Below are 11806 nucleotides of genomic sequence, written 5' to 3' on the forward strand. Positions count from 1 at the left end.
AATGGTTAGTGCAGGAACACCTAGGCTTCCTGCATGAATTGAGCTAAAAGCTCTATATCACTTGGGGCCATTGTCGCAGTGAAATGACTAAACTCACAAATGGTCGAAATAGCATGTTTACGGACATTAATATTACCGGCTCCATCAATCACATAACAAACTTTGTGCCCTTTTGCTGTTACTTTCTCGTATACAGACTGCGCTTCTCTAGCTTTTCTCTCAATAGTGCTATTGGTCGTAACTTGAAAACTAACTTCTATGCCAAATTCAAGACCCGCAGGAGATTTAACGACTAAATCAAAGTTAGTCTCCTTACTTCCCTCTTCTAGATGTCTTACTCCAGAAAGAGACCCTTCTAACTGAACAGTCCAATCAAAAGGCAGTAGATCCTTTAACTTTTTGGCGACAAATTTCTGTGAAGCGTGACCTAAGCTGTTAGCTTTTTCACCAGCTAACTGCTTACTAACTCTAATATAATTCTGCTTAACAAATGTCTCAATTTCTTCACTCTTACCAAGGAGAGAGCCAATATTACATCTATCCTGAGCATCTTGAGGTAGCATATTATCTGGATCTAATGCACCGAATAATAGAAGCATAATTACATCGTGCATCCTATCCGTTAAAAGCTCAAAGTTCATAACATTCTTTGCATCAACTTTAAGAGAGCTATTCGTTAAGCTACATTCATCCCCAATCTCTTTGAAGTCATAGTTGACCTCTTGTCCTTTAAATTGAAATACCATTCGATTTTTCGGAAAACTGTCAGACAGAGGCTTCAGTTTATTTAAGGCTTCACCTCCTAAATCTGACAAGACCATCAAATGCTTGAGAAAAATAGATGGCGTTAGATTTTCTGACTCTTTTAAAACGCTTTCCCATGAATTAAAAGATTTAGAAGCTATAGTCAACAGTGCGATAAATTCGTCTTGAGTTTCAAGAAGTATAGGCATGGCACTATGGGCATCTGCCTTTTGGAGCATATCTTTAGACCAATGCATGACTGCATTAGCCTTTAAATCTTCTACTGTACGTTTATGTTGGTTCATATTTCTAATTCGCATCAAAAAGCCAAAGATAGTAGAATGACCAGAAAATGGCCCCTACTGTATAGTGGCCATTTTATATCAGAGACTTAGAAAAAAACCATCCTCTTTAAGGGTTTATTAGAAGTAGGCATTGAATGATTAAATTCGTAGATCTTTTCGCTGGCACCGGCGGTATTCGCCTTGGGTTTGAACAAGCCTGCAACGAACTAAACATCAAGACTCAGTGTGTTTTCAGTTCAGAGATAGATAAAAAAGCAGCGTCCTCTTATGAGCTTAATTTCGGCGAGAACCCTCTATCCGATATAACAAAAATAAAAGAACTACCTGATTTCGATTTTTTGCTTGCTGGATTCCCATGCCAGGCATTCTCTTATGCAGGGAATCAAAACGGATTTTCTGACGAAACTCGAGGAACCCTTTTCTTTGACATACTCCGAATTCTAAAAGATAAAAAACCAAAGCACTTATTATTAGAAAATGTTCGCGGCCTAACGACTCACGATAAAGGAAATACATTCCGTGTTATCAAAGAATCACTTATCGAGCTTGGTTATAGCATTGATTTTGCACTCTTAAATTCAAGTGAGTTTGGATTACCTCAAAACCGAGTCAGGATTTATATAGTGGGAACGCTAGGCGAGGAAGCTAAATTATCACTTGAAGATAGTTTAGGTGCCATCGATACCAACAAGTTTATTAGTAAACAGGGCGCAGCCACAGTCTCAGACATTCTAGAAACTAACGTTGACAAAAAGTACCATTGTAGTGAGTCGTTCCAAGAGAAGCTTCAAACAGTTATTGGTAGTGATTTATCTAAGCTTAACGGCTACAGACTTAGCGATTACCGTGGTGGAAAAACACTTCACTCATGGAACCTTGGAATAAAAGGTGAATGTTCTGTAGACGAAGTTGAGTTTTTGAATTTACTCATAGCTAACAGGCGAAAGAAAATATTTGGTACACATCAAGATGGTAAGAGCTTAACTAAAGAGCAGATTCTAACCTTTTATTCACTTGGAAACTTTGATGATGTAAGCGAGTCTCTGATCGAAAAAGGTTACTTGAAAAATATCGAAGGCAAATACAAACCAGTATGCGGGAACATGTCCTTTGAGGTGTTTAAGTTCTTAGACCCTAAAAGTATATCTTTAACGTTGACAGCTTCAGACTCTAATCGATTAGGCATAATACAAAACAACATAGCTCGAAGACTAACTCCTCGAGAGTGCGCACGATTACAAGGCTATCCAGAAAGCTATAAATTGCTCGAAAATGATAATGCGGTGTACAAGCAGATGGGTAATGGTGTATCTGTACCTGTCATAAAGCATGTAATCAAAGACTTCTTTACCCAAAGCGTTCTAAGCGACAAAAAATGCTCATAAAACTAAAGCCCTCTTATTGAGGGCTTTTACTTTCAAGTCGAGTCAAACGCTCATCCATCTTTTCCATCATTAAGCGCAGCCACTTAACATCAGTTTTAAGTGTGATACCTACACCTACCCCACTAGATAGCGCACTGACAACGGCGATTATTAGTGTTTGATACTCCGCCATTACTTGAACTCATTGCGTAGGGTTTCCCATAGGCCAATTGCTAATGGAACTAAGGTACCCAAAAGCCCGCCATACTGAACGCCCGTTTCTGATACGCTCGCTGTGAGTAATTCAGGGTGTCCCGCAGCAAGAGCAATACCCGCCCCTATTAACGCAAGCCCTTTCTTAGTCGATAGCTGTTTAAAATCCACTTTCATTTTTAGCCCCTAGCTGTTGATGCGCTTCCAGATATAAGCGCTGATTAAAGCGGTCAGAATCCCAACCGCCAAACGTTGCATTGCTTCTTGCTTGGTCATACAAGCGCTACCCCTGCGGCTGCATCACTCACTGAGTAATATCGACCAACTTCCATGATGGACATGGCATGAACGAGACGAGTCATGAAGTGATCGTCATAAAGATTTAAAGCTGCACTTGGATTCACGCCCACTTTGCTAGCCACAAACTGAATGTAATTTTCGGTATCGTTGTTATCACTCTCTGGCGCCCAACGATGGATAATGCCCGAGAGCGTATTCAGTCCATAAAGGTTCTGATAGTTGCGGATGAGTTTGGTCGCAGCTCGAAAGCCGTACTTTGAATCAGAGAAAGTTTCAAAAGCCTTATCTTTCGATGGCGTGACCTTACCCGTCCAAGCATTGCCACTAATGCGAATGTTGAGCGGGTTGTTATTACGAACCCCGCGATTAAGTTGTGATTTCATAACTTTTTGCCCCTGATATAGAGAAAGGATTAAGGCAATAACAATAAGTGCGCGAATCATGTAGCCTCCTACGATTAGACTTACGACACGCCCAAACCAACCAAAGTCACATCACCACCATGCAGGAACACTCTCGACAAAATTTCTTTGTCCGTTCTTCCACTATCGGAGGTGTAAGCTGCATCGCCTCTGATCATCAGATGTAGAATGACTTTTTCTTTTCCTTTGATAAGTTCCTTATCAACCCATAAGACAGCCGTTTCATTTGCAGTGACTCGCTGCCCTAGCTCTGAAGGAGTGCCGTGAACCGTCGTACTTTTTAGGTCTAACTTTGTAACGTAACCATCGGGGGATTTGATGACGTTGCCTTGCTCATCAGCTAAAACAACAGCAAAGCCCAATTCCCCCTCAAAATTGGATAGGCGAAGCATGGTTGAAAGGTTGAAGAAAAACTTAACAAAGGGCTCATCACTTTCAGGAGCTAAAGAAATCAATGGCAAGATATCCATGTCTCCAAATTCAGAGAACTCAGATACACTGTATGTAAGCAAAAATCCGTCTAGGTCTTCGTTCCAACCTTCTCGGCCACTTCGATAAAAATCACCTTGAATAATCGGTATCGCTAATGGTGCATCAGAACTGGGTTCACCAAAGTTCATGTGCTCATACAGAAATTCGATTTTATTTCGACTGTTACCCGTAGGTAGTGGTGGTAATAGCATGTTAATACTCCAATATATGCGCTGTATCTGTATCAGGCTCTGTTCCTGACAAAGTGAATCCCGCAGTGGTTTCAAGCGTGACCGACTCACCCGCGACTAACTCAAAACCTTTGAGACTCAACACCCCTGTATTACTTGCAGGCGCTTTGATAATTATCCCTTTACGGTTGGCATTAGCGGGAACAGGCATTGGCAATTCACCAGAACGCCCAAGGAGTTCATTACTAACAGCTACGCTTACTATCTGATTGGGTTCAAGACGTACGCTCTGATTAGGTTCAAGACGTACTTCTGGCAACTCGCTGACTTTCATACTTTGACCAGGTACCAATTCGATTTGCGGCATAGTTTGAATTTCTAGCTTTTGTCCTTCAACTGGTGGGGTAAAATCCCCACGACCATGCTCCAGTGAAAGGCTACCCTCACCACTAAGTAAGATGCGCCCCATTGGTTTTCCATAACGAAGAACCGAGCCACTAGGCAAAGTAAATTCCTCGCCAGCATCATCTAATCGAACTGACAATTTGCCTTTATACGACTCAATAAAAAGCCAACTAGATTCTACGGTTAAGGGAACGACTTGCCCTTTTATTAGAGTGAGGTTCATTTTTTCACCGCCTTAAATAAAACAAAACCAAACACAAATACAATCACGGCCATAAGAACTAATTGCTGTTTATTGAGAGCGCTTTGTCCGTTGTCTTGTTTGAACTTGGCAAGCTCAGTTAGCTTGTCGAGGTTCTGTGTATTTTGAGCCGCTTGATTACCCGCAAGCCCTGCTATCATTTGAAGGTTTTCGCTATTACTTGAGCTGTATTCTTTGAGCGCACCATTGGCGAGCGCTAATGATTCATCGAGCGCGTCACCTGCAAAATCAAACGACTTAGCCACACTGCCATAATCGGTGGACGTGGCATTAATCGTTGAACCTTCAATACCACTCAGTGCAACGCCGAGGTTGTCACCGCTGATAGCATTTTGACTACTGGTATTCTTTGTACTGGTGCTATTGCTTGAACTGGATTTACCACCCATGCACTACACCTCCCATCGTAATAATTGGTGACGGTCTCGCTCTATGCTTGAGACTTTTCCAAGCCGCTTTAATAAGCGCGCCACCAAAGGAAAATACGTTTTCGTGGTAATCGCTTTCAAACCGCTGCTTTTGACATAAGCTGCCAGTTCACGGGTCGCTTTCACTGCGCCAGTTCCCTGTACCGCCCACACAAAATAGCTATTGCCAAACACCTCACCTGCAACAGCAAGGTCATAGTTATCACCTTGAATCAGATAGATGCTAACAAGGCCATCGCTTATAGCTTGCTCCATTAACTCGAAGTCATCAGGACAAGCGCGAAAAGCAACTCGCAATCGCTCTTGTGTACTTTTTGAATGCGTTACCACTTGGATCATTTGAGTACCTTTAGGGCTACGATGGCCAACACTGCGATAGCAAGAATGAGCCAAGGACTCACCCCACCACCCATGTTGATTCCACCAATTGATTGCCCCGACTGGTTACTACTTGTGGCTGTAGATGGTCCAGCGCTACCGCCCGTTAAACTGGTCATTGCTCCAAACATATCAACCCATTTTCAGCCAGATAATCAGCGCCAGTATCACCACAATGATCCACGCTGATTTGTTGATTTCCTTGGCGGTCAAAAACCCAAGAGTTAAGCCCGCCACACCGAGATAGAGGATTGGCATTATTTGCCCCCTTTGAGCGCAAACGCCAATCCGCCGAACACCACAAGCAACAACACCACAACAATGGCGATGGTCTGCCATTGAACACCGCTACTCGTATTCACGGGCTGTCCATTGGGTTGCTGATAGTCGTTATTGTTGGCGCGATTCTCGTCTGGACTGGCCGACTTAGCGCGTTCTAGCTCGTTATCCATCTTGATACCAAGCATATTGCCGCCAAAATCGCCCACCACATCGACAGCGCCACCAACAAGTTCACCCGCACCTTCAAGGATGCTGTCAAACCAACCGCCAGAACTGGCGGTGGCTTTAGGTTGGTCAGGTAAGGACATCGCCCACCCCCTTAGTTCACTGTGATAACGCCTACTTGCTCAATCGCTTCAATCAACACAGACACGCTGCCCGTTTGAGACTTATCAAGCTCGAATTGAAGCTGCTTCATAGCATTAGTCGGTAAGCGACCTTCCACACCAAAACCAGTGCGAACAAAATCAAGACTGAACCAATCTGGATTTTGCTCTAAGCCACAGATAGCGAGGTCGAATGCGTTGTCTGCTTTGTTGACGTTGATTTCTTCAACGCTATCGCGAAGAACACGAACGCGATCAATCGACGAGTCTTTGAAGTGAATACGCTTTAAGGACAGAAGCGGAGAACGCTCAGAAAAATCAAACGGAGTACGACCCGATGCACTGGCAAACCAAGACAAAGAGTAAATACGCGGTAAGTAAACACGCTGTGATTGAGCTTGTGTAGTATGAGAACGTGCACGGATGCTTGGCGCAGCTGTACCACCCGATTTTGGAGCTAACTGGATATACACAAACCAGATTTCACCTTGCAGGGTAACAAGTTCACCAGTGCGAACACCGCCTTTGGTGCGAAGCGTTAAATCTGCAAATGGGATGACATAGCGACCCGCTTGTGTGAACTGTTTGCGATGCTCCTGAAGGTCTACTAAATCTTGACCTGTTAGGTTGTACGTTTCCTTGCCGTTTAACGTGATACGTACACGCTCAATATCAGCAGGGTTAGTAATGTTCGTTACCAGTTCAATGGATTGGTATGTTGGACCACTAACCAAACGTAAGCTTGCTTGGTTGCCCCAATTAGCTCCTTCAACAGGGTCTAAATCGAGTGGACGTGGGTTAAATGGTGTATTCAGTAGTTCCATAATTTAAAACCACCCCGAATTACCATTGATTTGCTCTTTGAGAGGCTTGAGCGCGCCTACATTGTTGATTACCGCTAATGCCAACAGCACTAAGACGACTGTGATTAGCATGGCTTTATGACTTGCTTTCATGGTTTCCCCTGTTTCACAACGTTGGAAAGTTTTTAAGAGTCATTATCAAATCAGACAACCGAAGCAAGGTCATGAGGTTTCAACCTATAGGTAGAACTTTTAACCTATAGGTTGAAATGAGAGAGGCATCACGAAGGGTTTAACGGTAATTGCGAGATAGGAGCTTCCCACTTTCACAGTTCAGAGCACCACGCTCTATGTTGCCAATCCCATCACGAACAATTAGGTATTCCGCGATCGCCTTGCCGATAAGACGTTTATTAACCTTGGCACTTTTAAGATCAGCAACTTCGTTTGAGTGAATGCCTTTTTGTTTGGCAACCCAATCCGCATCCACGCCAGAGTTCACCGCACCCAACCACCAAACCGAAGATTGATTAGTCACGGTTTTAGGTACTTCTTGCCCACGCTGAAAGATGGTGTGCACCACATGACCAAACTGACGGCCGCCACGTAAAAGCTCACCTGTTTTCCCTTCTAGCTTTCCAGAGGTTTCCGCGCAACTTGCGAGTTCTTCAATCACCACATTCAGCTTAGTTTTATGACCATCCCCCAACGCCCAAGCAATCGCGCTAAAAGCTTCAAGTTCTGACATGCATGCTCCTTGGGGCGGGACATAGGCAAGCTTAAACGAACAGCCAACACGACGACCATGCACTGCCGCTTTGATAAACTTGGCAAGGTCATCAAAGCCATGACACATCTGGCCGTGAAACTTTTGCCCCGCATAATTTCGGTACGGGTCAAAGAACAGGACTTGTCCTTTTTTGGGTACTAGCCCCATGAATTTCACGGCACTGGTTTTTCCGCTACCCGTACCACCTAAATAAACGGTGTGCTCAGCATCATGAGAGGGATTAGAGTTAATCGGATTTACGATTAGCGACATGCTTCGCCTCCTCTTCTTTCTGCATTTCTAATGCGGTGATTTGTTTCTTAGAAGCCCACCACAAACCTAAAATCGCCAAGGTGAGCGTCATCAAGTTCATGTAATCACCACAATGTTCAAGCAATGCGCCACCGTATTGTTTAGCAACAGGTCGAGCTGCATTGATAACGCTTTGTTTAGCGCGATCATCAAACTCAAAATCAATGTCTTTCATAATAGACACGGCTTGCTCAACAACCACTAACCCCGTTGTAACCAACGCATCCAATGCTTCACTAACATCGACTTCGGGCTCTTGTTCAGTGCTGCCACTCGGTTGGTTTTCGGTTGAAGCGCTCGATTGCAGCTCCGCAACGTACATATCAAGCTCAGCAAGGTTGTCAGCACTCATTTCAACGGTTGATTCATCCATTGGCGTTACCCTTCTGCGTTGATTTTGGCGTTGCCAATAAACGTTTAATGGTGAAGAGCAACACGAGAATCAAACCCAAACATGCTCCAACCTTGAGCAATTGCGGTTTAAGGCTTGGTTTTGGTGGTTGCACTTCGTCTTGGATTTCTTCGGTTGGGAGCGCTTGGTCTACCGTAGTCATTTCAGTTGAATCGGTATTGGTTTGCACTTCAATGACCGTTGGCTCATCTTCGGTTAGCTCAAGCTCAACGACTTCGTTTAGCACTGGCAGCTGAGCCACCGACTCTTGCATGTGCTCACTGCAATAATCACTCACCGTTTTACTCATTGAACTATTACCGCAGCTCGGACACTTGTAATAAAGCAATCCAAGGTTGCGCCCGTTCTTAACGGTTTCGCCTGTATCAATCAGTTTGCCCTCGCCCACCATGTGAACGGTTGACGCTCGACTGCACACGGGGCAAGACACATAGCCCCGTGTTGGATTCGGTGTTTTACTCATCGGTTTGCACCTCTTCAATCACATTACCCATCTGCTTTTGAAGCTGCTTTTTACGCTCTGAACGAATGATGCGATTGGCTTTAGCGACAAGCTTTGCTTTGTCTACCAATTGGGGGTCAAGGCCAAGCTCAGTTAAAGGGTTGGCATTTCCCATCAAAAGTTTAGGGGCAAGCGTTAGTAGGTCACTTGGTGAGAGGTCTTTAACTTTATCGAAGGCGATTTCAAGCTCTTGCTCCAATCCATCAATAGTATCTAGGCGTTTTAGCTCTGCTTGGCATTCTTCTTTAGAAAGTGTGTTCATAGTGTTCCTCTGTCTCACGACGTTGTTTAGTGTTTAGCCCCTGATTCACATCGTTGGCAATGGTTTAATACACAATCAGACGATTGTTTTTGAAACTGATATTCGTGTATTTATCTATTTGAACTTTTGCCCCCCGCATTAGCGGTGAGATTAGACATTGGACTCCCTCCACGCTCCATCCGGTCACGCGTTGAAGATGTTCAACTAAGGGAGAGTTACAGTTATTTTCAGTGCTCCAAGGTGAGACGCTCCGCGCCTCTTGAAGACGCTTCACGTCTTTTTTCTTAACGAGCGAATAGCACTCGCTAGACGTTTCGATAAGACGACCGAGCCAAAAAAAGCCGATCACCTTTTTGGTTGTTTCACCGTATTGGTTTTGTTTTGATTGGTAGGCCACTTTTGCACTATCAGCCAATTGGCAGAACAGCGACCACTTCGAAGAATCTGCCGCTTGGCGCAGCTCTTCGAGCTTTGGGTCTATCATGGTCTGTTCCGGTTTTGCCCTGCGTAGATTTCGCCAAAGGGAAACTGGCTTACCACCAAATTGCTGAAACTGACGGATTCGGTGAGTGGAAGCCCAAGCACGTGCACGATAGGCAGATTCCTCCCCCTCATTTTCTGGCATGTGCTTACCGTTAATGTTCTTCGAGACGTATTTAGCAATGTAGGCAGTCGCCCCGCCTTTTTTAGGGTCAGCTTCTTTCACATCAAAACGAGGTGAAATATCAGAACCTAGTTCGTGCTTATCCTCAGAGATAGCGCACAATTTTAAGGTTTCGATAATGAAGTCTTTGTCGTCAGGCGAACAAAACAGAAAGTAGTGAGCATGACTGGTCGCGTCTTTGTGTGGTTCAGCCACTCGAAAACCAAAATAATGAATCTCTTCTTTCGCTAGCAGTGCTCGACCTAACGCCCATTGCTGCATGAGAACTTGGTGGCCGTCTTTGATACTCGCACCATTCCACTTTTTAGAGACTCGGTGGTATTTACTCGGCAACGTCCAAGTAATAAAGAGCGCGGTATAACCTAAGTCTTGAGCCAACTCTTCAAAGCCACGAGATCGCACCATCATTTCAATACGACGGTTTTCTGGATTCACAGTCGTTCGCTTGACCACATCCTCAAGATTGAAAGAGTCGCCTGTCTCGTTATTCATTACTGCCATAGTTTCAAGGAACGCTTTAGCGTCACGCTGTTTCTGTTTCCAGTTGGCAAATGACAACGCACTGATCACCGGTGACTGATGCTTTCCCTCACCAACTCGCTCAAGCGTGATTTGTGAATACTCAATGTATTGTGCTCGGAGGTGTAACAAGCGTCCCTCAATCCAAGATTCAGATTGCATCTTGAGTACGGCTACCTGTAGGTCTTGTTCTAACTCTTCCGGTTTCTTATCGCGTTTTTTAAGGTTCACTTGTGGCGCGTTAACATGAATCGTTTTTAGTTCAGCTTCCTGCAATTGGTAAACATGCTCTATCGCATCTAAAAAGCTTTTGAATACTTCGGGTTGGCTTTCTTCGGTAAGCAGTAACGCGCACTTATCAGCGAACTTTTTTGCTAGTTCACTAACGGCATCATCACGCATCAAAATATCGTGGCTTAAAGGTTGAGTTCGGCTCTTAGCGCGACTATCAACAAACGGGAATTTATCTTCAATGAAGTGCGCTCTTTTCAGCCCAAATTTAACGGCATCTTCTGCCGCTAGTATCAGATTTTCTTTGGTCGGGTTTTGGCGTTGTTTACGCTTGGCTATTTTGCGCTTCACATCGTTACGCACGATTTTAGGCAAGCGAGGAAAGAAGCGTTTAGTGAACGCAGAGTAACGAGTGAGTTCCCCTGCGTCACTTTTCGCTTCCATGTTAGCAAGTGCGGCTATCATCGCTTGTTCGTTCATTACAGCCCCGTACACGAATGATTTGTGCAAACGTAATTCATCGGTCTAGCTTTGCGCTTTGAACGCTTCGATAAACCATGTTTTTCACGTAACTGCTCTATCAAATGAATAGAGCGTTCGCGTAGTTCCGGTTTTGGGTCAACCATGCCAAGCATATCGGGACAAGGTAAGTGGATCGGGTCAGATACGGTCATAACGAACCTCTAAGCAAAGTTTCGAACGGCAACGACTAGTCCCGTTTCACGGAAATGCTCTAGCCTTAATCGCATTGGAAACTTGTCACTCTTTAACTCGGCCTCGTACGCAGCAAAATAAACAGTCGAGTAATAGGGATATTTCTGGCCAAGACTAAAAGCTGTATAAGCCGACGCTTTCCCTCTGATAACTAACCGTAAACTTTTGAAGTCTTGTTTGAGTTGGTTGGTATTTTTCATAAGCCCCCCTTAAAGATTCACTGATTGCCATTCGGTTTTAGCTTGCTCATATCGCTTGTCGATATAGGCAGCTAAATCATCAATTTTGATTAAGGTCGGGCTACGCTCTGAATCGCGCAACTTAAAGGTAGGGACGGGAAAGTCACAAGCTTTCGCTCGTTGCTCTGCCGTTTTAGGTGTGATGCCAAAAAATTCTTGGCTAACTTGCTTCAGTTCGACCGTAGGGCTCTCAAAACGCGCAAGTAATGCAAAGTTTGTGTTCATAAGTTCTCCATGTAGTACACTTAAAACAACTCAAGGTGATTCGAATGTACATCCATAGCGTCA

At 44.3% G+C, this 11806-nt stretch carries 22 protein-coding genes; 1 reads left to right on the forward strand and 21 read right to left on the reverse strand.

Annotated elements, in window-relative coordinates:
- Window positions 1-20: 20 nt before the first annotated feature.
- On the reverse strand, window positions 21-1049 hold the full coding sequence (locus OCV36_RS14405) for a hypothetical protein (protein ID WP_135459082.1): 1029 nt from the start codon (window positions 1047-1049) through the stop codon (window positions 21-23).
- Window positions 1050-1183: 134 nt separating this feature from the next.
- Here OCV36_RS14405 and dcm point away from each other — a divergent pair, with 134 nt between their 5' ends.
- Window positions 1184-2434, forward strand: coding sequence for a DNA (cytosine-5-)-methyltransferase (gene dcm / locus OCV36_RS14410; protein ID WP_135459080.1), 1251 nt, complete (start codon window positions 1184-1186; stop codon window positions 2432-2434).
- Between the two features lie 13 nt (window positions 2435-2447).
- Here the strand turns inward: dcm and OCV36_RS14415 are convergent, their stop codons facing one another.
- From OCV36_RS14415 to OCV36_RS14510, 20 genes are all read right to left on the reverse strand, one after another.
- Window positions 2448-2606, reverse strand: a complete 159-nt coding sequence (locus OCV36_RS14415) for a hypothetical protein (RefSeq protein WP_167853064.1) — start codon at window positions 2604-2606, stop codon at window positions 2448-2450.
- Entirely contained in the window at window positions 2606-2803 is a 198-nt protein-coding gene (locus OCV36_RS14420; RefSeq protein ID WP_048667348.1) for a hypothetical protein, read from the reverse strand. The genes OCV36_RS14415 and OCV36_RS14420 overlap by 1 nt, the downstream gene beginning before the upstream one ends.
- A 95-nt stretch (window positions 2804-2898) precedes the next feature.
- Window positions 2899-3369, reverse strand: coding sequence for a hypothetical protein (locus OCV36_RS14425; RefSeq protein WP_017055742.1), 471 nt, complete (start codon window positions 3367-3369; stop codon window positions 2899-2901).
- Between the two features lie 20 nt (window positions 3370-3389).
- Window positions 3390-4031, reverse strand: coding sequence for a hypothetical protein (locus OCV36_RS14430; protein WP_135459078.1), 642 nt, complete (start codon window positions 4029-4031; stop codon window positions 3390-3392).
- Between the two features lies 1 nt (window position 4032).
- A complete protein-coding gene (locus OCV36_RS14435; protein WP_135459076.1) occupies window positions 4033-4638 on the reverse strand; it encodes a hypothetical protein in 606 nt (201 codons plus the stop codon).
- Window positions 4635-5066, reverse strand: a complete 432-nt coding sequence (locus tag OCV36_RS14440; protein ID WP_017080092.1) for a hypothetical protein — start codon at window positions 5064-5066, stop codon at window positions 4635-4637. The genes OCV36_RS14435 and OCV36_RS14440 overlap by 4 nt, the downstream gene beginning before the upstream one ends.
- 3 nt (window positions 5067-5069) lie before the next feature.
- Window positions 5070-5444, reverse strand: a complete 375-nt coding sequence (locus OCV36_RS14445) for a DNAase (RefSeq protein ID WP_102360657.1) — start codon at window positions 5442-5444, stop codon at window positions 5070-5072.
- Window positions 5441-5614 carry a hypothetical protein gene (locus OCV36_RS14450; RefSeq protein WP_210114741.1) on the reverse strand — a complete coding sequence of 58 codons (174 nt, stop codon included), beginning with the start codon at window positions 5612-5614 and terminating at the stop codon, window positions 5441-5443. The genes OCV36_RS14445 and OCV36_RS14450 overlap by 4 nt, the downstream gene beginning before the upstream one ends.
- 1 nt (window position 5615) lies before the next feature.
- A complete protein-coding gene (locus OCV36_RS14455; protein WP_017055736.1) occupies window positions 5616-5741 on the reverse strand; it encodes a hypothetical protein in 126 nt (41 codons plus the stop codon).
- On the reverse strand, window positions 5741-6073 hold the full coding sequence (locus OCV36_RS14460; RefSeq protein ID WP_017055735.1) for a hypothetical protein: 333 nt from the start codon (window positions 6071-6073) through the stop codon (window positions 5741-5743). The genes OCV36_RS14455 and OCV36_RS14460 overlap by 1 nt, the downstream gene beginning before the upstream one ends.
- 11 nt (window positions 6074-6084) lie before the next feature.
- Window positions 6085-6915, reverse strand: a complete 831-nt coding sequence (locus OCV36_RS14465; RefSeq protein WP_017078255.1) for a major capsid protein P2 — start codon at window positions 6913-6915, stop codon at window positions 6085-6087.
- 3 nt (window positions 6916-6918) lie between these two features.
- On the reverse strand, window positions 6919-7047 hold the full coding sequence (locus OCV36_RS14470) for a hypothetical protein (protein ID WP_017055733.1): 129 nt from the start codon (window positions 7045-7047) through the stop codon (window positions 6919-6921).
- A 139-nt stretch (window positions 7048-7186) separates the two neighbouring features.
- On the reverse strand, window positions 7187-7936 hold the full coding sequence (locus tag OCV36_RS14475; RefSeq protein ID WP_135459075.1) for a hypothetical protein: 750 nt from the start codon (window positions 7934-7936) through the stop codon (window positions 7187-7189).
- Window positions 7911-8348, reverse strand: coding sequence for a hypothetical protein (locus OCV36_RS14480; RefSeq protein ID WP_102538004.1), 438 nt, complete (start codon window positions 8346-8348; stop codon window positions 7911-7913). The genes OCV36_RS14475 and OCV36_RS14480 overlap by 26 nt, the downstream gene beginning before the upstream one ends.
- A complete protein-coding gene (locus OCV36_RS14485) occupies window positions 8341-8850 on the reverse strand; it encodes a hypothetical protein (protein ID WP_135459073.1) in 510 nt (169 codons plus the stop codon). The genes OCV36_RS14480 and OCV36_RS14485 overlap by 8 nt, the downstream gene beginning before the upstream one ends.
- Window positions 8843-9151 carry a hypothetical protein gene (locus OCV36_RS14490; protein ID WP_135459071.1) on the reverse strand — a complete coding sequence of 103 codons (309 nt, stop codon included), beginning with the start codon at window positions 9149-9151 and terminating at the stop codon, window positions 8843-8845. The genes OCV36_RS14485 and OCV36_RS14490 overlap by 8 nt, the downstream gene beginning before the upstream one ends.
- A gap of 64 nt (window positions 9152-9215) precedes the next feature.
- Complete coding sequence (locus OCV36_RS14495) at window positions 9216-11045, reverse strand: replication endonuclease (protein ID WP_135459069.1); 1830 nt, start codon at window positions 11043-11045, stop codon at window positions 9216-9218.
- Window positions 11045-11239: a hypothetical protein gene (locus tag OCV36_RS14500; RefSeq protein ID WP_082241958.1), complete on the reverse strand. Its 195-nt coding sequence runs from the start codon at window positions 11237-11239 to the stop codon at window positions 11045-11047. The genes OCV36_RS14495 and OCV36_RS14500 overlap by 1 nt, the downstream gene beginning before the upstream one ends.
- A 9-nt stretch (window positions 11240-11248) precedes the next feature.
- Window positions 11249-11479, reverse strand: a complete 231-nt coding sequence (locus OCV36_RS14505) for a hypothetical protein (RefSeq protein WP_102433520.1) — start codon at window positions 11477-11479, stop codon at window positions 11249-11251.
- 9 nt (window positions 11480-11488) lie between these two features.
- Window positions 11489-11743, reverse strand: a complete 255-nt coding sequence (locus tag OCV36_RS14510; RefSeq protein WP_135459067.1) for a pyocin activator PrtN family protein — start codon at window positions 11741-11743, stop codon at window positions 11489-11491.
- Between the last annotated feature and the right edge of the window lie 63 nt (window positions 11744-11806).

The organism is Vibrio echinoideorum (genome assembly GCF_024347455.1).
Taxonomy (GTDB): Bacteria; Pseudomonadota; Gammaproteobacteria; order Enterobacterales; family Vibrionaceae; genus Vibrio; species Vibrio echinoideorum.